Annotated in this window: 21 protein-coding genes; 6 read left to right on the top strand and 15 right to left on the bottom strand. The window is 39.3% G+C overall.

Going from position 1 to position 24,164, the window contains the following annotated elements:
• Positions 1–34: 34 nt before the first annotated feature.
• Genes A37Q_RS0106555 through queG form a run of 4 tightly spaced genes read left to right on the top strand, consistent with a single transcriptional unit; the run spans position 35 to position 4,072 of the window.
• Positions 35–1,612 carry a cytochrome ubiquinol oxidase subunit I gene (locus A37Q_RS0106555; protein ID WP_018299487.1) on the top strand — a complete coding sequence of 526 codons (1,578 nt, stop codon included), beginning with the start codon at positions 35–37 and terminating at the stop codon, positions 1,610–1,612.
• A complete protein-coding gene (cydB, locus tag A37Q_RS0106560; protein ID WP_018299488.1) occupies positions 1,612–2,787 on the top strand; it encodes a cytochrome d ubiquinol oxidase subunit II in 1,176 nt (391 codons plus the stop codon). The genes A37Q_RS0106555 and cydB overlap by 1 nt, the downstream gene beginning before the upstream one ends.
• Positions 2,762–2,974, top strand: a complete 213-nt coding sequence (locus A37Q_RS16220) for a hypothetical protein (RefSeq protein ID WP_154648638.1) — start codon at positions 2,762–2,764, stop codon at positions 2,972–2,974. The genes cydB and A37Q_RS16220 overlap by 26 nt, the downstream gene beginning before the upstream one ends.
• 18 nt (positions 2,975–2,992) lie before the next feature.
• A complete protein-coding gene (queG, locus tag A37Q_RS0106570; protein WP_018299490.1) occupies positions 2,993–4,072 on the top strand; it encodes a tRNA epoxyqueuosine(34) reductase QueG in 1,080 nt (359 codons plus the stop codon).
• Between the two features lie 200 nt (positions 4,073–4,272).
• Here the strand turns inward: queG and A37Q_RS0106575 are convergent, their stop codons facing one another.
• Entirely contained in the window at positions 4,273–4,656 is a 384-nt protein-coding gene (locus tag A37Q_RS0106575) for a RidA family protein (protein WP_018299491.1), read from the bottom strand.
• Between the two features lie 143 nt (positions 4,657–4,799).
• Between A37Q_RS0106575 and A37Q_RS0106580 the strand changes: the two genes are divergently transcribed.
• A complete protein-coding gene (locus tag A37Q_RS0106580) occupies positions 4,800–6,383 on the top strand; it encodes a SulP family inorganic anion transporter (RefSeq protein ID WP_240402938.1) in 1,584 nt (527 codons plus the stop codon).
• Here the strand turns inward: A37Q_RS0106580 and A37Q_RS0106585 are convergent.
• The 11 genes from A37Q_RS0106585 to A37Q_RS0106635 all read right to left on the bottom strand — a co-directional run bounded on the left by A37Q_RS0106585 (position 6,375) and on the right by A37Q_RS0106635 (position 18,216).
• Positions 6,375–6,797 carry a DNA polymerase III subunit chi gene (locus tag A37Q_RS0106585; protein WP_169710246.1) on the bottom strand — a complete coding sequence of 141 codons (423 nt, stop codon included), beginning with the start codon at positions 6,795–6,797 and terminating at the stop codon, positions 6,375–6,377. The genes A37Q_RS0106580 and A37Q_RS0106585 overlap by 9 nt on opposite strands.
• A gap of 119 nt (positions 6,798–6,916) precedes the next feature.
• A complete protein-coding gene (locus A37Q_RS0106590; RefSeq protein ID WP_018299494.1) occupies positions 6,917–8,308 on the bottom strand; it encodes an SGNH/GDSL hydrolase family protein in 1,392 nt (463 codons plus the stop codon).
• Positions 8,309–8,485: 177 nt separating this feature from the next.
• Positions 8,486–10,726 (bottom strand): hypothetical protein, encoded by a 2,241-nt coding sequence (locus A37Q_RS0106595; protein WP_018299495.1) that lies wholly within the window; start codon positions 10,724–10,726, stop codon positions 8,486–8,488.
• Positions 10,727–10,749: 23 nt separating this feature from the next.
• Complete coding sequence (locus tag A37Q_RS16225; protein ID WP_018299496.1) at positions 10,750–10,914, bottom strand: hypothetical protein; 165 nt, start codon at positions 10,912–10,914, stop codon at positions 10,750–10,752.
• Between the two features lie 143 nt (positions 10,915–11,057).
• Entirely contained in the window at positions 11,058–12,266 is a 1,209-nt protein-coding gene (locus A37Q_RS0106605; protein ID WP_018299497.1) for a hypothetical protein, read from the bottom strand.
• A 92-nt stretch (positions 12,267–12,358) separates the two neighbouring features.
• Positions 12,359–13,198 carry a UDP-N-acetylmuramate dehydrogenase gene (gene murB, locus A37Q_RS0106610; RefSeq protein WP_018299498.1) on the bottom strand — a complete coding sequence of 280 codons (840 nt, stop codon included), beginning with the start codon at positions 13,196–13,198 and terminating at the stop codon, positions 12,359–12,361.
• Positions 13,195–14,496: a UDP-N-acetylglucosamine 1-carboxyvinyltransferase gene (locus A37Q_RS0106615; RefSeq protein ID WP_018299499.1), complete on the bottom strand. Its 1,302-nt coding sequence runs from the start codon at positions 14,494–14,496 to the stop codon at positions 13,195–13,197. Before A37Q_RS0106615 ends, murB begins: the two co-directional genes overlap by 4 nt.
• A 10-nt stretch (positions 14,497–14,506) precedes the next feature.
• A complete protein-coding gene (gene der / locus A37Q_RS0106620; RefSeq protein ID WP_018299500.1) occupies positions 14,507–15,988 on the bottom strand; it encodes a ribosome biogenesis GTPase Der in 1,482 nt (493 codons plus the stop codon).
• 216 nt (positions 15,989–16,204) lie between these two features.
• On the bottom strand, positions 16,205–16,507 hold the full coding sequence (locus A37Q_RS0106625) for a helix-turn-helix domain-containing protein (RefSeq protein WP_018299501.1): 303 nt from the start codon (positions 16,505–16,507) through the stop codon (positions 16,205–16,207).
• A 9-nt stretch (positions 16,508–16,516) separates the two neighbouring features.
• Positions 16,517–16,864, bottom strand: coding sequence for a type II toxin-antitoxin system RelE/ParE family toxin (locus A37Q_RS0106630; protein WP_018299502.1), 348 nt, complete (start codon positions 16,862–16,864; stop codon positions 16,517–16,519).
• Positions 16,865–17,013: 149 nt separating this feature from the next.
• Positions 17,014–18,216, bottom strand: a complete 1,203-nt coding sequence (locus A37Q_RS0106635; RefSeq protein WP_338032632.1) for a Bcr/CflA family efflux MFS transporter — start codon at positions 18,214–18,216, stop codon at positions 17,014–17,016.
• Positions 18,217–18,349: 133 nt separating this feature from the next.
• Between A37Q_RS0106635 and A37Q_RS16230 the strand changes: the two genes are divergently transcribed.
• Positions 18,350–18,505 carry a hypothetical protein gene (locus A37Q_RS16230; protein WP_018299504.1) on the top strand — a complete coding sequence of 52 codons (156 nt, stop codon included), beginning with the start codon at positions 18,350–18,352 and terminating at the stop codon, positions 18,503–18,505.
• Positions 18,506–18,530: 25 nt separating this feature from the next.
• On the opposite strand, the gene A37Q_RS0106645 is transcribed toward A37Q_RS16230, so the two are convergent.
• The 3 genes from A37Q_RS0106645 to alaS all read right to left on the bottom strand — a co-directional run bounded on the left by A37Q_RS0106645 (position 18,531) and on the right by alaS (position 24,060).
• Positions 18,531–19,907 carry a leucyl aminopeptidase family protein gene (locus A37Q_RS0106645; RefSeq protein ID WP_018299505.1) on the bottom strand — a complete coding sequence of 459 codons (1,377 nt, stop codon included), beginning with the start codon at positions 19,905–19,907 and terminating at the stop codon, positions 18,531–18,533.
• Between the two features lie 105 nt (positions 19,908–20,012).
• Positions 20,013–21,380: a TolC family outer membrane protein gene (locus tag A37Q_RS0106650; RefSeq protein WP_018299506.1), complete on the bottom strand. Its 1,368-nt coding sequence runs from the start codon at positions 21,378–21,380 to the stop codon at positions 20,013–20,015.
• 88 nt (positions 21,381–21,468) lie between these two features.
• A complete protein-coding gene (gene alaS / locus A37Q_RS0106655) occupies positions 21,469–24,060 on the bottom strand; it encodes an alanine--tRNA ligase (RefSeq protein ID WP_018299507.1) in 2,592 nt (863 codons plus the stop codon).
• Positions 24,061–24,164: the final 104 nt, after the last annotated feature.

A 24,164-nucleotide genomic window follows, 5' to 3' on the forward strand; every position in this document is an offset into this window, starting at 1 on the left:
AGCACCAAAATGATAAGTTTTTGGAGAGTATTGGATGGATATGTCGCAGCTTCTTGTCGATTTGTCACGATCACAGTTTGCCTTTACCGCACTTTTTCACTTTATCTTTGTCCCCTTAACCCTTGGGCTTTCATGGATTTTATTTATTATGGAAGCAGCCTACATCAAAACAGGCAAGGTTGTTTATCGAGATATGGTCAAGTTTTGGGGTAAGCTTTTTGCCATCAATTTTGCGATGGGCGTGGTCACCGGAATTACCATGGAATTTGAGTTTGGGCTGAATTGGGCCTATTTTTCACGCTTTATTGGCGAGAGTTTCGGCACGATTCTAGCGATTGAAGGACTCACTGCCTTTATGACGGAGGCAACACTCTTTGGTTTATTCTTTTTTACTTGGAATAAAGTCAGCAAAAAAACACACCTTTTAATTACATTTTTCCTTGCACTTGGAACCAATTTATCTATTGTTAATATCCTTGTTGCCAATAGCTGGATGCAACACCCAGTTGCTTCGTTCTTAAACCCTGATACGATGCAAATGCAACTGACAAGCTTTGTTGATATCTACCTTCAAGAACTTGCTCAAATTCGAATTGGACATGTTGCCTTTGGCGGTTATGTTATCTCTGCTATGTTTGTTGTCGGCATTAGCTCATGGTATCTTCTTCGCAAACGTAACACAGGCTTTGCGATCCGCTCGCTTGCCGTTGGCCTTGGTTTTGGCGTCTCAAGCGCAATTTTCATCTTCTTTTTAGGTGATGCGAATGGACTTGCAGTTGATAAATACCAACCTGCTAAAATGGCCGCCATTGAAGGGCAATGGGAAACACAAAAACCACCAGCTGCTTGGACAGTTGTCGCCATCCCATCTCAAGAAAAAGAGAAAAACTATTTAGAAATCAATATTCCTTGGGCGTTAAGTCTCATTGCAGGGCATAATCTAAGTGCAACTGTAGAAGGCTTAAAGCCTATTATGAAAGAGAATGAAACCAGAATACGTGATGGCGCTATCGCACTTAAGGCATTAAGCCATATTCGAAGCGGGAATGGAACCAAGGCAGATTATGCTATTTTCGATCCCACTAATCAGGCAACTAAAAAATACCGTGATAATATTGGCTATGGCTTTATTCTACAGGAACATGCAAAAGACCCTTTCAACCCAACAGAGAAAGAAGTTCAAGCAGCTGCTAAGGACTCGATTCCTGAAATGTGGCCTGCCTTTTTTGGCTTTAGAGTCATGATTTTCTGCTGGTTTATCACTTTCTTGATTATGGTATTAGGCTCTGTATTTCTCCTTCATAGAACACTGTTAAAACACAGGTGGTTTATGTGGGCTGCACTGTTTGCTATTCCTTTGCCTTATATCGCAGCTGAAGCTGGCTGGGTTATTGCAGAGATGGGCCGGCAACCTTGGGTTGTCCATGGCATATTACCAACCTCCCTCGGTGTGTCATCATTGGAGTCTTGGAATATTGTTATTAGTCTATTTTTCTTTGCCTTGCTATATGTCGCACTTTTTGTGGTTGAATTGATTATCATGGTGAAAATTGCACGAAAAGGTCCAGGCTCTCTAGGAACAGGAAGGTACGACTTAGAGGAGAAACACTAATGCTGTTTGATTATACAACACTTCAAGTTATCTGGTGGGTCTTGATTATTGCTGTTTTAGTCTTATATGCCACCACATCAGGCTGTGACTCAGGGGTCACCATTATGATGCCGTTTTTATCTAAGCATAAAAACTTTAATGAAAATGATGATGAAAGACGCCTTGCATTAAATACAATTGCACCTACTTGGGATGGAAACCAGACATGGCTTGTTATTGCTGGTGGTGCACTTTTTGGCATTTGGCCTGCGGTTTATGGCACGATATTCTCAGGGCTTTATCCTGCACTGTTACTTGTTCTTTTCACCTTATTTTTACGTCCCCCTGGTTTTGACTACAGAAGCAAAATAGACAGTGATAAATGGCGTAAGTTTTGGGATTGGGGACTTTTTATTAGTAGCTTCTTTCCAATGCTTGTCTTTGGACTTGTCCTTGGCTCTTTATTTATAGGACTTCCTTTTTACCATGATGATTTTATGATGCGCTCTGAATATCAACAAAGCGCCTTTTTAAGTGTTATTTCACCTTTTAGTATTTTGGTTGCAGTTCTTGTCATTATTATGTCTTTGATGCATGGCTCTTTCCATCTTAACCGACGACTGACTGGCGAGCTAAAAAGACGCTTTTCAAAACTTGCTTATCTCTTCTCAGTTTTAGCGCTTATTCTTATCACAATTGGTTTAGTTGCACTTATCTATTGGCTGCCGGGCATGAATATCAGCGCGACACCCAAAACCCTATCCTATCACACTGATGTGGTGATACAAATGGGTGGCTGGATGCAGAACTACACTCTTCACCCTTGGATGTGGATTGCCCCTGTTTTAACCTATGCAGGCATTGTCCTTGCGATGCTTTTTCAACGTGTTTCAGGCACATTTGCTTACTGGTGCAGCGCCATTAGTATCAGCGCACTTTTATGCTCTGGCGCCTTTGCACTTTTCCCTTTTATTGTGCCATCATCTTTACATATTGCCGGCGGCATTGGGACACAAAGCTTAACCATCTGGAATGCCTCTTCTGCACCTTATAGTTTAATGGGCATGTTTTATATTACTATCGTTATGTTTATCATCATTATCGCTTATAAATTCTGGGCGTTTAATGCAGCGTGGCGCGGAAAAAGCGCAATTGGTAAACAAGATTTAGATGAAAACAAACATACGTTCTACTAAGGAGAATAAATCAATGTGGTATATTGCCATTTGCCTGATGCTTGCTGTCTCGATGTATGTTGGCTATCGATTTACACTATATGTTGATAAAAAGATTGAAGATGATCGCTATTTAGAAATCAGCGATGACCCGAACCATCCTGCTAATAATGACAGTGCAGACTCACACAATCACACACAAAAATAATTTTATATTTTCTCTTCCATGCTAACAACTCCAACGCATACACAATGGCAACAAATTCGCTCTTTTGCGCTTGATACTTTAGCATTCTCTGAGATCAGCGCCACTGACTGTGATTTAAGCCACTATATTCCTCATTATCAAAAATGGCTTAAAAATGGCTATCATGGCGATCTTGAATACATGGAAAAGCACGGTGTGAAGCGCTATATTCCCTCTGAGCTTATTGCAGGCACTCAAAGTGTGATTGTGTTGAGGCTGAATTATTTACCAAAGCGCTATTCATATAAACAGCTTAAAAATAAGCTACAGTCAGATGATGATCAAGCTGCTATCTCTTACTATGCGCTTGGACGAGATTATCATAAAGTCATTAAACAAAAACTCAAAAGACTCAATAACTTTATCAGCACTTTATTTCCAGAGCACTATGGACGCATTTTTACTGACAGTGCTCCGGTGTTGGAAAAACCACTAGCAGAGAAGGCAGGGCTTGGCTGGATTGGCAAAAACAGTAACTTACTCTCTGATAAAGAAGGCTCCTTTTTCTTTCTTGGCACGATTTATTCCAATATTGATTTTTCCCAATATCGTCAAAGCAAAGTAAATGATGGGTGCAAATCTTGCCAAGCATGCATTAAAATATGCCCAACCAATGCCATTATTGCCAATAAAATCATTGATGCAAGGCGCTGCATCTCTTATTTAACCATTGAAAATAAAGGCGAAATTCCCCTTCAATTTCGAAAACAAATAGGAAATCGAATCTATGGCTGTGATGACTGTCAATTGATTTGCCCTGTTAATCTCAAAGCGCCTTTGACAACTGAAAATGACTTCTTAGCAAGAGCTGCGCTTGATAACCAATCCCTCATTGAGCTTTTTTTGTGGGATGAGCAAACATTCCTTAAAAATACAGAAGGCTCAGCCATTCGCAGAATCGGCTATTTAAGCTGGCTCCGTAACCTTGCTATTGCACTTGGCAATGCACCCAAAAATCCTGAAATTGTTAAAAAACTACACAATAAACTCACTACCATCGATGATCCTATCGTCTGCGAGCATATCAAATGGGCAATAAATGAACAAACCTCTCTTTAATCAGGATATCCTTATCCTCAAAATATTCATCCATGTGGGGGCATCATCCATTACTAGCTTTTATATCCATTAAAGCTACAATCCTTTGCTGATTTTCATTATATCCAACGAAAGAAATTATTCAAGTAAAATTTGTAAAAGAAAATCAATAGGAAATATGCCATAGTTTAAAATTTATGTCGAAAAGCGCACTTTGCGCACTAATTTTGGAAAAAAGCTACAGCTTCGACTTCAATCAAAACATCCTTTGGCAAGCGGGATACCTCAACACAAGAACGCGCAGGAAACACCCCTTCAAAGTAGCTTTCATACACACTGTTAAAGCGCGCAAAATCATCCATGTTTGCTAGAAAACACGTGGTTTTAAGCACTTGTGAAAGTGAGCTGTTTGAGTCATGTAAAAGTGCTTTTAAATTTTGCATAACCCTGTGTGTTTGCTCTTCAATTGAGCCACTAATAAGCTCCCCTTCAGGTGTCAATGATATCTGTCCAGAAGTATATAAGAGGTTATTAAATTTCACTGCTTGAACATAAGGACCTATCGCTGCAGGTGCAGCATTTGTTGTCACAATTTCTTTTTCCATTTTTACATCCATTATTGCATTTTTAGTTAACAAGAAACTTTAATCTAAACGAAGCGAAGTAAATAGCAATCTTTTTTCTGCCTGACAAAAATCTTAAAAAGTAGTACACTGTCGCCCTATTCATCTAATTTGTATATTGATTAATGCTATTACTTCTTATTCAACGTTTTTTAATGCCAAATAAAGATGGCAAATATTTAACGGACTTTCTCTCTGGTTTAACGGTTGCACTTGCACTTATTCCAGAGGCAGTTGCCTTTGCGCTTGTCGCAGGGGTTAATCCAACAGTTGGGCTTTATGCTGCTTTTATTATGTGTTTTATCACTGCTGTATTTGGTGGTCGCCCCGGTATGATATCAGGGGCGACAGGCTCAATGGCCGTTGTCCTTGTCTCTATTATGCTGTTATTTCCAAACGATCCAATCACTGGCATGAGCTATTTATTTGCCACGATTATTCTGACAGGAATTATCCAAATTATCGTTGGGGTACTTGGTCTTGGAAAGTTTATTCGCATGATGCCAAAATCAGTGATGGTTGGGTTTGTTAACGGCCTTGCCATTGTGATCTTTATTGCGCAATTACAACAGTTTAAATACACCCCTCAAGGCTTTGATCATAAAATCTGGCTACAAGGTACTGATTTATATGTCATGATTGCACTTGTCATTCTCGCGATGGCCATTACCCATTACTTACCTAAATTCACCAAAGCTATTCCTTCTGCTTTAACGGCAATTATTGTTGTCACCTTAATTGTTTTATTTGCCCCTTTACCCACAAAGCATATTCTTAATGTGGGTGATATGATTGGCAGTGGCAAAGAGGTTATTGAGCATAGCTTTAGCATTCCACATATTCCGCTTAGCTTACACTCTCTTAGCATTATTGTGCCTTATGCTTTTATTCTGGCTATTATTGGTCTTTCAGAGTCATTAATGACCTTATCGCTTATTGATGAGCGCACAAAAACGCGTGGGCGTGGCAACAAAGAATGTATTGCACAAGGTGCCGGCAACATTATTTGCGGCTTCTTTAAAAGCATGGGCGGATGCGCCATGATTGGCCAAAGTATGATTAACATCACCTCTGGCGGACGTGGTAGACTCTCTGGTATTACGGCGGCAATCTTTCTTTTGCTTTTCATCGTTATTGCCATGCCACTTATCAAACTTATACCACTTGCAGCCCTTGTCGGTGTTATGTTTATGGTCGTTATCGAAACCTTTGAATGGGCGAGCTTTAAATTTATTCGCAAAATACCACTTCATGATGCTTTTATTATCATTGTTGTCACCGTAGTAACCGTATTAGCTGATTTAGCGATCGCAGTGATTATTGGCATTATTTTGGCTTCACTTGTCTTTGCATGGCAAACTGCTAAAAACATCTATACCGAGCAAAAAACAAATTCAGATGGTTCAAAGGAATATGTACTTCATGGACCGTTATTCTTTAGCTCCAGCACACGTTTTAAGTCCCTTTTTAATCCTGCAAGTGATCCCAAAGAAGTGATTATCGACTTTAAGTATTCACGTGTATGCGATCACTCTGCAATCGATGCGATTCGATATATCGCTGAGGGGTATAACAAACTTGGGAAAAATCTGCATTTAAAGCACCTGTCCAAAGAGTGTAAAGAGCTTTTGGGTAAAGCTGGCAATTTAGTTGAAGTGAATGTGATGGAAGATCCAGATTATCATGTTGCCAGTGATAAACTAGGCTAACTTATGTGTTTTCACAAGAAAGCCCTGCTGCTGAAATGCTTTATAATGCGCACGTAAACGCTCTAACGCGAGAGGCTCCTGATCGCCAACTTCAATTAACCTTTGACACTTAAGCGCTGTAGACAAAACGCTCTCACCGAGATAAATAACAACATCCTCCCACTGTACTAATACCTCCCTTTTGTCAGACAGTACAACAGGGAGCCTCTCACCCTCTTCCGCTTTTTCTATATATGCATGCGCTAAAAAATCAAAAACGCCATCCTGCCAGAGCGCTTGATCTAAATGATCTAAAAGATCAGCGCTTGCATAGATTAAAACACGATGAGATTTTGTGCATATTTTTTGTGTTAGATTGACTATAAACTCACAAAAGGTCTCTTTTGAGTTGGAAGATAGAATGTAAAAGTGCACTTGCATCTGATAATATCAATTGAGGTAAACTTAATGGTTATCATACCTGATATTACCCTACTCTATCAAAGCAGAATTTAGTTTTTGGATAGCTTAATAGTGATGCAGCTTCTAAAGTCTTACTGACTGATAAAACTCGCACCCAATTCTTTAAGAAGATATTCATACAACACAGCATGAATTTGTTTGGTTGGGTGCACACGATCCCAGAAAATATAGCGCTCTGAATCAGTACACATCTGACCGCCACTTCTTACTTTCAATACAGCTTGCAAATCACCTGTTCTTGGCAAAGTGCTATTGAGTAACTGATTGGTACTCATATTCGCCTCTGCTGCAAAATAACTTCCATGCCAACAAGAGTTGTCCAATATACTCAAATTAAGATGATATTCATCATTGTATTTTTGTGGATTGCTTAATAAATCATTAAAAAGGTTCTCTATATCAACAAACTCAAAGCGTTTATCTGGATAGTCACCTCGTAGCTCATCAACAAGTGCTTTGAGTTTTTGGTTATGAAGCTCTGTTAACCTTGCGGTTGTTGCCGTATTTTGATTATCATACTGACTCTCTGGCGTTTTGGATAAATCCGGCAAATTCATAATGACAAATTTATTAATGCCTTTTTTGATTAATTTAGTAATGTTCTCCTTAATTGAGGCTTTGACCTTATTGGTCAAATCAATCATGCTTTGCTCATTCATCAATTGTGGTTCTGTCAGATAATCATTAGCGCCAATCCAGATAAATGCCAGAAAATGGTTATAATCCTGCCAATTTTTAAGCGCTGCATTGGTATTAAACGTGCTGACCTCTGAGCTTAAGCTGTAAGGCAAATGTTCAAGATCAGGGTTAAGCACTGCCGTTGCGCCCCCTACAGCATAGTTACTTAATGAAATACCATACGAACGAAGTGCATTTTTTAAATGCCACGTCCAAACATTACCGTTACTGAACATGCCGTTATAATAATGTTTATCATCAGGCACCACACCTTGTGTGTATTCAAATAAGGTTCCTTTATCAGAAAGACTATCACCAAACACTAATACACGTGTAACATCATCAAACAAGCTTGCATTTTGAATGTCTAATACATCTTGACAGGTACTGACAGTAATATTAGGCGTTCCATACCAGTTATGCCAAGACTTTGATAGATTATCAACGGCAATATTGCCCATTTTACTTTCTAATTTATAGTCATTACTTGTCCAGCCATTATCAAGACTAAATAAGAGCTTTCCAAGTTCCTGGCCATCAGCAGTTGCAACCATTCCACGAACAATATGCGTATCAGTCAGATAGCCTGTTGAAATATAGTTAAATAATGCACTTTGATAAGCTGCCAGTTCAACATTTTGTGTGGGATCACTATAGTGATCCTTTGTCTGGGTGAATTTAACAGGGTAAGCACAATGGTTCTCCACATAGATATTCATCCCTGCCTTTGCACTGACAATAACCGGCGCTGCCAACAAGCCCAATACAAGCATTTTTTTCAACATTTCCCTTCTCCAGTGTTGTATACAAATGTAATTCATAACTATTCTCTCTTCAGTTATTTATGAAATACAAAATTAACTATAGACAAGGGACTATCAAATTTACATTGAAGTTATGCTAAATTTTATGAAAATAAAAAAACCACCCGAAGGTGGTCTATATGTTAAAAAGGCAATCAACTAGCTTGAGATAATTTTATTATCTGCATCTGTTGAGCTATAGGTAGTAGGCTTAGCACCAAGAGCAGGGTCAGTCCAATTAGCTGCAATTGTTGGCAAAGTCAACCCTTCAGCCGTTGTCATTTCACTGGCAAGTCCTGTTGTACAGTTTGTCGTATCAGTGGCAACTCCAAGCTCTTGCGCAATAACAAGCTGACGTGAATAGTAATTTGTCTGCTCATCAACTGAGGTTAAGGTCACATCCACATCATTTGTATTTACAACATTATACAATGGTTTGAATATAATGTTCTCTGAATGAACACCATCATTTGAAGCATAACAATCTACTTCATTTCCTGTCCCAATATCCACACAAACCTCAGGAATACCACTAAATCGACCAAAGCCTTCAAATTGCAAGAATTTCTTCTCTCCAGCCGGATTAGTATAGACCAGTTTAATTGGCGCATCAAAGCTAGATAAGACTCCACTGCTATCTTGATAGGTAATAAATTTATTCCACTCATTTGAGCTTGATCTCCATGAATAGAATACTGTTTCATCAAAACGACCTTCTCTATCTGAAGTTGCAAATAACTCATAGATATCAATGGTACTGTCTCCAGAGGCTGTCATTGAAACAGTCGGTGTTGAAGCAACTGATGCTAGGTTATTATTTCCATCCACCGTACCGGTTGGCCCTTTTAAAATATAAACATCTGTACCACTTGTACCAAGCTCAATCGTGTATTTAACACTATTCACTGTTTCATTAGTGTTATAATTACTGATTGTACCATCCACTTGAACTGGGCAGTTATCAAAACAGTATAGCGTCAAGGTCGAGCCACTAGAAGATGGACTTTGAATTTCGTTCGTAAAGATACGAATACCGCTACTACTAGTTGGCGCATTAAACGTTCTAGACTGCGCCTCATAATCACGCAGGTTCAATCCAGTAAAACCAACGCCTGGAATATCAAGCGGCATAAAGTCACTTGGCATCTCAGAATTATTAAACACATTGGTTTCAACATCATACTCAGTCGCATTTGCATCTCTATCAATGGTACATCCACTTCCTTGATTACAGCTTTGCACCCCTACTTTTTCAAAGTGACCATCATCGTTATTCCATTGAAGCACAGGGCTATTACCAAAGCCACCTTGAAGCGATAGGATCATATCAACACCTTCAAGCTCACTCAGTGTTTTTGAATCCACTGTATTTTTCTCTAAACGTCCATCGTAGTATCTTAGGGTACCTTCTTCTGTTGTACCATCTGACATATTAATTTTAGTAACAGTAGCCCCATCTAAAGCACTTGTTACACTCACACCCGGTAGCCAAATACCATAATAGCCAATCCAACCATCAACCACTTCATTATTATCATTGGTATAACGAATTGGGAATCCTGTATTGACTGACACACGTGTCCCATCAGCATTATATAGCCCATAACCGTAAACGATATCTGTTACACTGGTTCTGTCAAAGCAAAGCTCTCTGTTGTCGCCTTTCACATACAAGAAATTTGTATTAAATGCGGCAAATAAAGAGATGCTTTCTTGCTGCTCCTCTCCTGGGTGACCTGCTGGGAAGGTAATTCGACCAGACCCAACACCATCAGCATCCTTACTAATTCTCATCTGAATATCTTCTGTGCCATCACCTTCTTGATCTTCGACATAAACCATTTCATTGACACCAGAGGTATTGGTTGCCCCCACATGGCCTTGCATATTGATGGTGCTTGAAACTGTCTGATCAGCGGTGACATTCCTAGAGGCATAATCCATTGAAAACACACCATAAGGAACACTACTACTTGGTGGTGTGGTAATGGTTCCTTTACCCTGAATAATCTGCTGAGCGCCTCCACCATCTGGACCCACGGTAACGCCATCAAACCATAAATCTGCCGTCATAATCCCACTTGAAATAGAGGAATTCACAAAAACTGCAATCATTTGTGACCCAGTTGACTCTGCACCCTCACCCATACCACAGGCATTCATATCAACATTGGCCAAATAAGCCCCTTGACCGACATTTTCTGTTGCATCAGGCTCCGTCTGCTTCACCATACACATAATACTATTCACCTGCTGCACACCTTTTTGCAATGGACTATTGGTAAATGTTCTTGCCGTATCTGTCGTATAAGCACCAGAAGTTGGCACCGCAGCATTGGCTGAAAGCGAAATAGCAGCACTGATATACAACACCGTTTTAACAATTGTTTTAATTTTCATAGCTATCTCATCCTATAAGTTAATTATTCCGAGGCCGGAACGGCACTTAAGTTTGAAGGGGTACAGTTACTTCCTACACTGCAACTACCAGTTGCACTGCTACTGCTGCCACTGCTACCGCCACCACCGCAGCCTGCAATAAGGCCAATGCCGATTAATACTACTATGCTTGCTAGTAACTTTTTCATACGCTCTCTCCGCCATATTTCTTTTATTTTCTTCACAATAAAACAAGGTAATTGAAAAACAACCTGCATTAAAAGAATATAAATTAATCAAAAATTTTCAAAAAATGCTTCAAGTGCACAAAAAATTTTATTAAACTTCCATACTATATAAAATCAACTAATGTGCCATTAACATAGTATTGAACCTCAAGGTTGGTAAAATACAAATGCTTTAGTTTCAATTTATATTTTACAAATTCCTTTTTTGCGACTAAGAGCGCTTTGACATTATCTCCCCCTAAAGCGCTTTGAGGGTGACTCTCAGCCAGCTTTAACTGATAGTATGCATTGAAATACTTAAGAAGATAATACCAATAATCATTGGTATGATAAAACGCATACTTGGGTGCAATACGCACATTAAAATGATCTGGATTTTTAAGGAAAACGGCAAGTGCGGATAAAAAATCTCTTGCATGCGTTTGGTAGGTTAGTGCCGCGCGATTAGCAACATAGCTACTGATTAGTTGTCTCGCCATTTTTTTATCGAGTGGCGCGTAGCTATCAAGCACGCTATCTAACAACCCATTATTATTAAATATAATATCTAATCGGGTCATATCTAGGCTATTTTCAAACACCCTCCCTTCAAGCTTGGCTAAGTTTAACGCTGAGAGCATTGGAAGTACATATAAAGGGTATGGTGTAAAAAAATCTACCGTGGTCGTTAGCTTTGCTTTGCTCTTATCCTCCACATTCATATAAATCCGCTTTGTCTCATGCGTAGTATCCTTGGAGGCAATCTCAACTCTCAGGCTATTAATATCAAACAGCTTAACAAGCTTTTTAGCACTATCACTGAAGAGCATGCTTGTTAAAAGATTGATAAGGTTTTGATTTATTATTAGCTTTCCCTTTATCTCAAAGTTATTAAAATAAGCCGACTCAAACCAAAGCGCTGAGTGAAAGACAAATGTAGCCAACTTTGGCGCACTCTGCAAAAAAGAAAGCACTTTATCTGCATCAACATTTATTATATCAACCGATAAAGTCATACTCGTTTTTTGAGTTTTCTCGGTTAGTGAAATTAACAGCGTGAGTTTATTTGCTCCTTTTTTCTCCACCTCTAGCTGATAGTCACTCTTTTGATATTGCTCAAGCATATTTTGTGATAGGAAAAACAAAATTTGGCAATAAATTGGCGCTTGTAATGTCTTTGGACAGTTTTGCTTTATCTGTAGTAAATCACTCGTTAAATGTCCTTGATGCGTCCATAGATTCTTATCATTTATCGCAAAGGCATTATTCAAGCACAAAAAAAAGCTAATACCATATACTAAAACCATTAAAAAATAGCGCAATTGCCTTTGCATATTTCACTCTCATGAGACGCACTTACTATAAGTTTAGTGCTCGTGGCAATAATTGCCATTCGCTTATTATAATGTCCAAATGAACAGCTGAATTAATCGACCACAATCTGCTCTAACACAAGCTCAACTTGATAGTGTTGGTAGATTTTCTCTTTGATAAATAAAACTAATTTAAGCACATCTTCGCCGGTCGCATTACCTAGATTGATAATCACACCACCATGTTTGTTAGCAATTTGCGCACCGCCAATTTGGTGGCCTTTTAAGCCGATTTTTTCAACCATTTCACCCACTGTAATGTGATACTTTGGACGCTTGAAAACACTGCCTGCACTTGGATTTCTCGGCAGTTTTGCCATTCTCTGCGCGAGAATATGGTTCATCTTCTCTTTGATCTTGTCTTGTTTTGCCGCTTGAAAGTGAAAAAAGGCACCCAGAATCAAACAAGGCATTGTTTTAAACATTGAGTAGCGATAACCATAATCAATGTCTTTTTTCTCAAAGCGCTCGCATTTATTGGTCTTTAAATTGAGAATATTAACATAGCACAAATGATCATACATTTCATCGCCGTATGCCCCTGTATTCATGATCATCGCACCACCAACACTTGCCGGCACATCAAAGAAAGTCTCCATTCCTGAGAGCTTATGCTCATAAGCATAAAGTGAAAGTTCTCTTAGCAACGCACCTGCTTCAGCGTAAATGCCATCCTCTTGCTTTGTGATTTGATTAAAATTATCCGAAAAAATAACAAATGCGCAATCATGATAAAGCGCTTTTGCCAAAATCACGTTACTGCCATTTCCAAGCACAACGACTTTTTGATGGTTTTGATAAATCTCAACAATCTCTTGTATACCCTTTGGGAAATAAACATGCTCTGCTTTGGCATCGATCGCATAAGTATTATACTTTTTTAAGCTGATCATTTCTCATAGTACTCCGTTGCCACTGCAATATGCATAAAATGCGTCATATTTTCAAGCAGTCTTTCATAGCCGCGAAATACCTGTTCAGCATGTGTAATATAACACACTTTTTCACAAAGAGAGGCCGCCATAATCACAGCCATGCCTGCACGCAAATCAAAGCTTTTCATCGTCGCACTTGCCAGTGGTTTTTTGCACTGATTAAGCGGTGTAATTTTAATTTGCTTACCATCAAATAAGATAGGAAACCCTATTTTTTGTAGCTCTGCCACATATTTCACCCGCTCAGGATAGACGGTATCTAAAATAGAGGACTCTCCATTTGCCGCTGACAACATAACGGCAAAAATAGGCTGAAGATCCGTTGGAAATGCTGGGTACGGCTCAGCTGTGATTTTCGTTTTAACAAGCTTACTCTTACTACCAAAAAATTGAATCGATTGCTTAGCGGCATTAAACTGCCATCTTGCGCCAATTTTGGTTAATACTTTGAGCGGGGCATCAATATACTCTTTGGTGCTAACCCCTAACACCACAACATCCAAATGGTGCAAATAAGCAAGTGCCGCATAGCTCATTGTTTGAATGCGATCGTACATCACTGCAAAACTCACCCCTTTCAGCATATTTGAGCCATTAATCTGCATTGCTCTTTTTTTATGATCAATACGAACCTTACCACCGCATTGATTGATAAAGCTTGCCACCTCAACCACTTCAGGCTCAAGTGCGATATTATGAAGCTTCACAATCGATTTCCCACGCGCGGCATATAGCATCAGGTTAATGCTGGCGCCAACTGAGGGATACTTTAATCTAAACTCAGCATTTTTCTCTTGTGTCTTAGTCACTTCAATATGATATTCATCCACTTTCACAGCAGCACCGAGCGCCCGAAGTCCATCAACATGAATATCAAAAGGACGCTCCTCAGCAAAAGAGCAGCCCCCAGGATAGCCAATTCTTAGTGATTTCACCTGTTTACTAAGCGCCCCTAACAGCATTAAAGACGTGCGTGTTTTTTTAGTATAATCTATTGATAAATCGATGCTTTGCGCTTGGATATGTGAGGTTAATTCAACCGTTTTTTCATCTAGCTCATTCACCTCTGTACCAAGGTAGCGCAATATATCACAAATCCCACGATAATCCCTAAGAGAAGTGGGCACATTTAAAAATCGTGTTGTCCCTATGGGCAGCAAACTTGCAAACATCAAGTGTAGAAGTGCATTTTTGGCACCCGTTAAAGAAATCTCAACTGGCTCTAAGTGCTTTCGTTTGCTGACCTTTAATTGCATATTGTGCTATTCACTTCGTTTTATTTGTTTTATTAACTTGTTTTGCCTGTCTTGAGCGCTGTTGGTTATTCTTTCTCACTGACTTAGTGCGAGAGCCTTTCTCTTCTTTATAGCGCTTTAATGGTGTTGTATTAGTCTTCTTATCCTGCTGATAAGGATTGATTGATGATTTGAATTCAAATTTAATCGGTGTGCCGACAAATTCAAATGCTTCACGAAAAAACTTCTCTAAATAGCGCTTGTATGAACCAGAGAGTTTATCGACCTGATTTCCATGAATCACAATTACAGGTGGATTGTGCCCGCCCATATGCGCATATTTTGGTTTTATTCTCGATTTGCCTGACACAGGCGGTGGATGATCTTCTGTAGCAAGTTTTAAAACTTGCGTTAAATCAGGTGTTGAAATACGTTTATTGGCACTTTTAAAAGCATCTTCGATTGATTTGAATAAATGTCCAACATTGCTTCCATATAGCGCTGAGATAAAATGAATATCGACATAGTCTTTTAAAAACACCATTCTTCGATTGATTTCATCTTTTAGATAATTCTTATCAGAAAGACTCATGCCATCCCATTTATTCACTGCAATAACAAGAGATCTCCCGGCACTTAATGCGAAGCCAATCAAATGCAAATCCTGATCAGTCAGGCCTTCTTTGGCATCAATCAAAGCAATAACAACATTGGCATCTTTAATTGCCTGAAGTGTTTTAACAATCGAGAACTTCTCTAATACTTCCTTGATTTTTCCGCGCTTTCGAATCCCCGCTGTATCAATGATTGTATAATCTTTATCATTACGCGAAAAGGGAATATACACGCTATCAATCGTTGTCCCCGGCATATCATAAACAACGACTCTATCCTCACCCAACATGCGATTTGTCAGGGTTGATTTGCCTACATTTGGTCGTCCAATCAGTGCAAATTTGATCCCACGCTGGTTGGCTTCACTGGTTGCATTACTGGAATCTTTTTCATCATCTGCCTCACTTTCACAAAGTGGCAATAAGGTTTCTTCCAACAGTGAGTTAATCCCACGCCTATGACTTGCAGCAATGGGGTAAATATGCTCAAAGCCATATTCATAAAACTCAGCCATTGCACCATCTTCTTGAAGGCCATCAATCTTGTTAACAACCAACACACTCGGCTTGCCTCGTGAGCGTAGTAGTGAGGCAATATAATCATCTGCGACGGTTTTACCTGCTTGTGCATCAACGACAAAATAAACTAAATCTGCCTCTTCAATTGCCAGAATCGACTGCTCAGCCATTGACCCATCGACACCAGCATCACCATCTGAGATACCACCTGTATCGATTAGGATATAATGATGCTCATCATAGCTTGCTTGTGCATACTGCCTGTCACGTGTCACCCCCGGCATATCATAAACAAGTGCGTCTCTTGTTTTGGTGAGCGCATTAAAAAGTGTTGATTTCCCGACGTTTGGGCGACCAACAATAGCAATTACAGGCGTCATAGCTTCTTATATTTACAGAAAATTATACTGGCTTGAAATATAACGTATTTGATTACAAAGAACAAATACTAACTCAGCTAATATTTGTGATGCCTATGTGCTAAATTGAAATGCTTAACTATATAATGGCAATAGTCAAGCATAAACTCCCTATCGTATTCATTAAAACTAGCAGCGTTATTCTGATATGTTTTCTACAAGTTCAACGATTATTTTTCAAACAGAAAAGCCATAATGTGTTCCGTCTGGAAGTTCAATATCTAGTCTTAATTTTCCACCAGTAGCTTCAATATATTTTTTTAATGACGATAGCTTTAAATCTCGCCCTGGTTTCTCCATCTCTGCAACTGTTGGTTGCTTAACACCTAGTGTATTAGCTAATTCAACTTGTGTTTTGTTCACTTTTTCTCTAAGTTCAGATAAGTGTATATCCAAAAGAATAGTCTCTGCCTTTTGTTTGGCATTTGTGACAACTTTTGCATTTTCTTGAGCAAGTATCTGTTTAAGTGTTCTGGCCATATCTTACTCCTATGTTTTGTTTTTATTTAAATGAAGCATAAATTCTTTATCTGCAATGGGTATCATAACCTCGTAAAACCTTTTATCTTTACCTGTTTTATTTCCTGCACATAATAAAATCGCATTTCGTTTTGGGTCAAAAGCAAAAAATATGCGTATTGGCTTACCTTTGCTTTGGACTCTTAGTTCTTTCATATTTTTGTGGTTTGAGCCTTTGATGGTGTCAGCATATGGCCTTGAAAGAGCAGGTCCCCTTTCTTGTAATACGATCATAGAAGCTAAAACGTTGCTTCTGTCGGTATTATCTAGCGAGTCATACCAATCATCAAATAAATCAGTTGTTATAACTGACCACATAAATACTGCCTTCTTTAAATTATAGCCTATATTTTATATAGGTTAACCCCTATAATCAAGTTAAATTCAATTTATTCAGAACCTTTAGAGTAACCCATAAACCTACCTCAATATCTATGTTTAAGCGTACAGAATATACCAAGCTTGAATTAGCTATGATGCCTTGCAACTATCATAATATATACAAGTAAAAGAATCAGGCTCACAATCACATAGCAGCTCAAAAGGGGCATGAGACTATGTACTTTTAAATTTGCTGCGATAAATGAAAAAAGACTAAATGAAACCCAGATAATGGCAAATAAAAGTCCATTTGCTGAAGCGGCCTCTTGGCGAAAAAGCGATAAGCATTCACCAACATAAATAGGAAATAAGAAGCCCGCTGACATTGTGATAATAAATACAGGAGTGATAAAACGAGGCACACTTAAACTTGAGAGGTTAATGACAAACATGATCACACTCATAAGGAGTATCAATCCTAAAAGCGCATAACTTTTATGTTTTAGTTTAAAACGAAAAAATAAACGACTTATCATGTTGCCTGCAAACCATGCCACGCCCATTAATAGCGCAATATAGCCATAGAAAATGGCGTTTTTGCCCATTAGATTTTGTATAATAAAAGGACCTGCTACATTGAAAGTTGCGACATAGCCAAAGAAGAAGCTCAGTAAAAGTGCACCGGTTACAAACTTTTTATTTGTCAGCACCGTGTGGTAGCTATGTGTTAAATGTGACAAAGAAAAATTCTTTTTGCTATTAATCGTCTCTGGAACGAACAGCAAACAAATTATAAATAACACCACTAAGTAAATCAGTACAAATATAAAGCTTGCATGCCAGTTGAAGTAATGTTGTAAATACCCACCAATAAACGGCGCAATAATCGGACCTAGTGCGAAAGCCGCGGTAATGTAGGTATATTGTTTTTTTAATGCTGCCCCTTCAAAAACATCATTTAACATCGCGCGAGCAGGCACCATCATCAAAGCTGCTCCAAAGCCTTGAATAAAGCGCACAATGATTAAAGAGAGCACGGTTGTTGACAGTAAAATATAAAGTACAGATGCCAATTGCAGAATAATCCCCAAAAGGTATATTTTCTTTCTTCCAAGCGCATCTGAAATAGGTCCTGTTAGCACCTGACCAATTGCAAGACCAAGTGCAAAAAGCGTCACGGTTAACTGCACTTCTGTGCTTGATGTATTAAAGTACTTCGCCATTGCCGGCAAAGAAGGAAGATAAATATCAGTACTCATTCCACCAAGCGGAATGGTGAAATTAACAAAAAAGGCAATAAAATAACGATTTACACTCATATGACTAAAGGCTGTATTTGCGCGCTTGATATCAAAAGTCTATCTTAAGCCAATCTCACATACAATTCAAACAAGCAAATGGGTATTTCTTGTAATAAAACTGTAATATTCATCTGTTAAACTCATCAATATAATAGCAATTAGACATGGAAAGGTTTATAAGATGAATAATAGAACACACAATAGTGAGTATTATGCTAAGTTATTGCAAGCAGAAGAACTATTACAATTTGGCGTGCCATTATCAGTGATATCATACACGCTTGAATTAAAAATTAGTGACATTTTATATCGCTCCACCACTAAGGGGCAGCAGTAAAGATCGTGCCTAATGCCGTTATGCGCTAATGTTTATACTTTTCCTCAAGCATCTGATAGGCCGCTCTAATGCCCATTGCCTCACCGCCTATTGCGCGTCCAGGCAAGTTACTAACATTCCAGCCCATTAAATCAAAATGCGCCCAACTGGTTCCCTTTTTAACAAAATGCTCTAGAAAAAGTGCCGCACTGATACTGCCAGCATAAGGCACAGTTGCTGCATTTTTAAGATCTGCAACATGGCTATTTAATAGCTTTTTGTATTGCGGGAATAAAGGCATTTGCCAGATAGGGTCTTGTGTTTTATCCGCAGCTTCATTCAAGTGCTTTGTGAGCTTTTTATCATTACAGAAAAAAGCTGCCATTTCTGTGCCAACAGCCACTCTTGCCGCCCCTGTCAACGTGGCAAAATCAAGCATCATATCTGGGTTTAAGTGAGAGGAATGATGTAAAACATCTGCAAGGATTAATCTGCCTTCAGCATCTGTGTTTGACACCTCAACGGTGGTGCCATTTCCCATCGTAATAATATCACTTGGTCTATAAGCATCACCTGAGATTGCATTATCCACAGCAGGAATCATCATTGTTAATCGAATAGGTAACTCTTTATCCATAATCAATCTTGCAAGACCAAGGGTGTTTGCAGCCCCGCCCATATCTTTATGCATTAAACGCATACCACTTGCCGCTTTAATATCAAGCCCACCGGTATCAAAGGCAACCCCTTTCCCAATCAGCACAACATGTGGATGCTCTTCTTTCCCCCAGCTTAATTGAATAAGTCTTGGCGCACGCGTACTGGCTCGCCCGACCGTATAAATACCCGGATAACCTGCTTTTATTAAATCCTTACCAACAATTTCACTAAATTTTGCAGAGAAAGTTTGCGCAAGCTTTTGTGCCTGATGCGCAATGTCAGCAGGCCCCATATCTTCAGCAGGCGTATTAATCATATCGCGCGTTAGATAAACTGCTCTTAGCGTTTTTTCCACCTGCGCATACTCGCTAGGCAAAAACAATTTCATGTGCTTTTTAGTCTTCTGTGACTTATAACTATGAAATTGATATGCGCCTAAACCAAAACCAAGATAATACAGCTCAGAGTCAATACATTCAAAAGGATCTTCTATTTTATACTCAAGTGCAGGCAAATGATCACAAAGTGTTGCCAGCGCCCACATATCATCGGCCTCAACACACCATATCACCTGAGAGAGATTCCCCTCTTTATCACTTAGCTTTAAAAATTGCCCTGAAGCGGCATGAAACAGCTCGCTTTGCACCCTATTTTGTATTTCAGTGCTAGCTGTCTCCAACCAAGTTTTGAATTTTTTTACTGGGATAATCGTTAACTGAATTGCTGTATTTTTTTTACTCTTATAAAAACATGAAAATGCCATAATCGTTCAATCCGCATCTTTGAAATGGGTAGATTATAGCAAACCTGAAAAATGAGCGGAAATTTTTAAAGCATTTTTTGCAAATAAATAGCTTGTGAAGCGTAACTACATTTCTAACCAAGAGTTAAATGCATTAATATCTTTTTCTGATAAGGTGCCTGCATCTAATTTCAATTGCAGCACGCTTGTGATGTAACTGTAGGTTGCCGTTGCTAGAAGCGACTTATTTTGATAAAGCGTTTGTAACTGTGTTAATACATCATTGACCGTCGCAGTACCCACTTTATAACGCGCTTGATACTGTTCATAAGATGACTCAGCTGCAATCACAGATTGGCGAAGTGCTTGGATTTGCTTAACGGCAGAGACAACATTATAAAAATCTGCCTGAATACTCTGCTTGATTGTTCTTTGTTGATCTAACGTGCTAAACTCAGCTGCCTGATAGCTAAAAGCCGCCTGCTTTCTTGTGGCATAATCTGCGCCACCATTTAATATATTCCACGTAAAGGTCAGTCCAATGTAGCCAGTTCTTACATTGCCCGGTGCGGTACTTAAAGCCCCTGCAAAAGCATTGGTAGCCATTGCGCTACTATCGCCTTTAAAATCATTTACATTATACTGGGCATCCAAAGATACGGTTGGCAAAAATGCCCCTGTTGTTGCAGAAAGTGCTTTTTGCGCAGCTGCCTGAGCATAAATCTGAGCACGTAAAGAAGTATTGTTCATTTCTCCTTTTTCGACCCACGCATCAATATCATCAGGATAAGGCTTAGTAAAATTCAGCCCATTTTTTAAAGCAGCTAACGCCTCTGTTTTAACCCCTGTATATTGATACAACTGATAGTAGGCTGACTGGAGCGAGTTTTCATCTGCCTTTAGCTGCGCCAAAGCACTATAGTAGTTTGCCTCGGCAACCTTAACATCAACCTGTGTTGCCATCCCCACTTTAGCTTTCACTTCAGATTGCTCAAGCGTGCTTTTCACTGCATCTAAGTTTGCTTTTGCAAAGCTCAGCTGATCTTTGGCATTTAGCACATTGAAATAGGCTGTGGCCACGTTCAATATAAAGGTTTGCTTTTGTGACGCGTAGGTTTCTTCTGCTTGAAGCGAGCTTTGTTTTGTTGATTGATAGGTTTGATATAAATTATAATCAAATAATACCTGTTTGAGCTCAGCGCCTGCACTATACACACGATAAGTGCCACTTGTATTACCACTTTGACCATAGGTTTGCTGCGCCACTGCACTAAAGGTCAAATTTGGCAAAAGTGCGCCTAATGCAATATCTTGATTACTCTGAGTCGAGCGCATAGTGTAGTAATTTGCTTTGTATTGAGGCGAGTTGTTTAATGCCTCATTATAAATTCGATTGAGATCTGATACCCCTTGGTTTGCCCCTTCAGCGACAGCACCACTGATAACCATGGCAAAAGTTACAAACGTCAATATTGCTTTTTTACTAAAGGTCATACCTTTTCCTAATCATGATTATTCGCTTTGCATTCTACTAAGATCGCTGCTATAAATCTCGCAATCTCATACTTTTGTATAACAAACATTATAGCCGTTCTTTAAGCCAATCGCTTAGTGTTCTCATAGCAAAAGGTAATTTTTCTGGATTTGAGCCCCCAGCTTGCGCCATATCAGGACGTCCTCCACCTTTACCACCGACTTGCTCAGCAATATGATTGACAAGCTCACCTGCCTTCACTTTGGAAGTGATTGCCTGACTCACACCAACGGCGATTTGTGCTTTACCTTTATTTTCTGTTGCTAATGCTACCACAACGTTTTCTTTTTGTGATTTATATTGATCAATTTTTTCTCTTAACACACCCATATCAACATTTGGCAACAAGGCTGATACAAGCGTCACACCCGAGATTGCTTCCTCATTAATTTCGGCTGTTGCACCAGAGGCTATCTTTGCTTTTAGGCTTTTTATCTCTTTTTCTTGTGTCTTTGCATGATGCTGTAATTTAAGAAGCTTATCTAGCACATTGTCACTATTGGCTTTTAATAACTCCTCAATCGTCAAAAGCGTCTCTTCTTGCGCATCAATAAACGCCTCAGCGAAAGCACCAGTCACCGCTTCAATACGTCTCACTCCTGAAGCAATCCCAGACTCACTGACAATTTTCAATAGACCAATATCACCTGTTTGTCTGACATGCGTGCCACCACAAAGCTCAATAGAAAAATCGCCCATTTTTAATACACGTACAATCTGACCATACTTCTCTCCAAAAAGCGCCATTGCCCCCATTTCAGTTGCATGCTCAGGTGTTGTCTCTACTGTCTCTACTGGCAAATTCTCGCGAATCACATGATTGACACGTCTTTCCACTTCTTTAAGCTGCTCTGTACTAACCGCAGTGGGATTGGAAAAATCAAATCGAAGTCTTGTTGGCTCAACTAAAGAGCCTTTTTGCTCAACATGCTGTCCGATAACTTCTCTTAGAGCCGCATGAAGTAGATGCGTGGCACTATGGTTTAATGCCGTTGCAATTCGATCTTGATTATCCACATAAGCTGTGACTTCATCTTGAGGCTTTAACTCACCTTCACGCATCTCACCAACATGAATAATCGCTGCACCTGATTTTTGCGTATCTTTGACAATAAATTTACTGCCAAGTGCTTCAATAACACCATGATCTCCAACCTGACCACCTGATTCGGCATAAAAAGGCGTCTGATTTAAAATAATCGATGCTTTTTCTCCCGCTTTCAATACATCAACAGCCTTTCCATCAATGTATATTCCATCAATGGTTGCATCAGATACGACAAGCGAATAGCCTAAAAATTCACTTTTACTCTCTGTTTTAATGGCATCATTATAATCTACAGCAAATTTGCTTGCTTCTTTGGCACGTGCTTTTTGCTCGGCCATGGCAGATTGAAACGCCTGTGTATCAACACTTAAGTCCTTTTCTCTAGCAATATCCTCTGTTAAATCAAGCGGAAAACCATAGGTGTCATAGAGCTTAAAGGCAAGCGCACCAGAGATAACTTTACCCTCAAGCTGCTCTAAGGCTTCTTCAAATATTTTCATCCCGTGAGTCAGTGTTTTTTGAAACTGCTCTTCTTCTTGCTTTAATGTATTCTCAATAAAGTGCTGTTTTTCTTTCAGCTCAGGGTAGGCATCTCCCATTTCAGTTACAAGTGCACTGACCAATAAATAGAAAAATACCTCTTTTGCGCCCAGTTTATGCCCATGGCGAACAGCGCGGCGAATGATGCGCCTTAGCACATATCCTCGCCCCTCATTCGATGGAATCACACCATCTGCAATCAGAAAGCTACAAGCACGGATATGATCTGCAATCACCTTAAGCGATGGATGCGTTAAGTCATTAACTTTAAGAAGATCAGCAACTTGTTTAATCAGATTTTGAAACAAATCAATCTCATAATTACTGTGAACATTTTGTAATACCGCAGCTAATCGCTCAAGCCCCATTCCTGTATCAACAGAGGGGTTTGGTAAAGGCTCTAAAGTGCCATCAGCTAAACGGTTATATTGCATAAAAACCAAATTCCATATTTCAATATAACGATCACCATCTTCCTCTGGCGTGCCTGGCGGACCACCCTCAACACTTTCACCATGATCATAGAAGATCTCAGTACAAGGACCACAAGGGCCTGTATCGCCCATAGCCCAGAAGTTATCTTTAGCGCCAATGCGAGAGAAACGGCTCGGCGATACGCCTATTCTCTCCAACCAGATTTTTTCAGCTTCTCGATCTTCTTCATAGACAGTAACCCAAAGCTTTTCTTCAGGGAGCTTTAAAACTTCTGTTAAATACGCCCAAGCATAGGCAATCGCTTCTTCTTTAAAATAATCACCAAAACTAAAATTTCCAAGCATCTCAAAAAAAGTATGATGTCTTGCGGTATAGCCAACATTCTCCAAATCATTATGCTTTCCACCTGCCCTGACACACTTTTGTGAAGTGGTTGCTTTATTATAATCACGTTTATCTACACCAAGAAATACATCTTTGAATTGCACCATCCCAGCATTGGTAAATAAAAGTGTGTCATCTCCAGCAGGCACCAAGGACGAGCTTGGAACGTGGCGATGGTTTTTGTGTTTAAAAAAGTCAATAAATGACTGTCTAATCTGGTTTGTTGTTAGCATAGCTATGTTTCTTTATATATTTAACTTTGGAGAAAAATCTATTTTACAGAAGGACAGTTTACTATGAAGCGTATAAAGTCAAAAGAAGTTCGCACAACTTTTTT

This window comes from Fangia hongkongensis FSC776 = DSM 21703 (assembly GCF_000379445.1).
GTDB lineage: Bacteria > Pseudomonadota > Gammaproteobacteria > Francisellales > Francisellaceae > Fangia > Fangia hongkongensis.

Bases quoted from the DNA above. Each gene is read 5' to 3' on its own strand.
- queG (WP_018299490.1), top strand. From the start codon at position 2,993: ATGCTAACAACTCCAACGCATACACAATGGCAACAAATTCGCTCTTTT.
- A37Q_RS0106590 (WP_018299494.1), bottom strand. From the start codon at position 8,308: ATGTTGAAAAAAATGCTTGTATTGGGCTTGTTGGCAGCGCCGGTTATT.
- A37Q_RS16220 (WP_154648638.1), top strand. From the start codon at position 2,762: ATGAAAACAAACATACGTTCTACTAAGGAGAATAAATCAATGTGGTAT.
- A37Q_RS0106625 (WP_018299501.1), bottom strand. From the start codon at position 16,507: ATGGCCAGAACACTTAAACAGATACTTGCTCAAGAAAATGCAAAAGTT.
- murB (WP_018299498.1), bottom strand. From the start codon at position 13,198: ATGATCAGCTTAAAAAAGTATAATACTTATGCGATCGATGCCAAAGCA.
- der (WP_018299500.1), bottom strand. From the start codon at position 15,988: ATGACGCCTGTAATTGCTATTGTTGGTCGCCCAAACGTCGGGAAATCA.
- A37Q_RS0106580 (WP_240402938.1), top strand. From the start codon at position 4,800: ATGCTATTACTTCTTATTCAACGTTTTTTAATGCCAAATAAAGATGGC.
- A37Q_RS0106645 (WP_018299505.1), bottom strand. From the start codon at position 19,907: ATGGCATTTTCATGTTTTTATAAGAGTAAAAAAAATACAGCAATTCAG.
- A37Q_RS0106650 (WP_018299506.1), bottom strand. From the start codon at position 21,380: ATGACCTTTAGTAAAAAAGCAATATTGACGTTTGTAACTTTTGCCATG.
- A37Q_RS16230 (WP_018299504.1), top strand. From the start codon at position 18,350: ATGAATAATAGAACACACAATAGTGAGTATTATGCTAAGTTATTGCAA.
- A37Q_RS0106630 (WP_018299502.1), bottom strand. From the start codon at position 16,864: ATGTGGTCAGTTATAACAACTGATTTATTTGATGATTGGTATGACTCG.
- A37Q_RS0106575 (WP_018299491.1), bottom strand. From the start codon at position 4,656: ATGGAAAAAGAAATTGTGACAACAAATGCTGCACCTGCAGCGATAGGT.
- cydB (WP_018299488.1), top strand. From the start codon at position 1,612: ATGCTGTTTGATTATACAACACTTCAAGTTATCTGGTGGGTCTTGATT.
- A37Q_RS0106555 (WP_018299487.1), top strand. From the start codon at position 35: ATGGATATGTCGCAGCTTCTTGTCGATTTGTCACGATCACAGTTTGCC.
- A37Q_RS0106595 (WP_018299495.1), bottom strand. From the start codon at position 10,726: ATGAAAATTAAAACAATTGTTAAAACGGTGTTGTATATCAGTGCTGCT.
- A37Q_RS16225 (WP_018299496.1), bottom strand. From the start codon at position 10,914: ATGAAAAAGTTACTAGCAAGCATAGTAGTATTAATCGGCATTGGCCTT.
- alaS (WP_018299507.1), bottom strand. From the start codon at position 24,060: ATGCTAACAACAAACCAGATTAGACAGTCATTTATTGACTTTTTTAAA.
- A37Q_RS0106615 (WP_018299499.1), bottom strand. From the start codon at position 14,496: ATGCAATTAAAGGTCAGCAAACGAAAGCACTTAGAGCCAGTTGAGATT.
- A37Q_RS0106605 (WP_018299497.1), bottom strand. From the start codon at position 12,266: ATGCAAAGGCAATTGCGCTATTTTTTAATGGTTTTAGTATATGGTATT.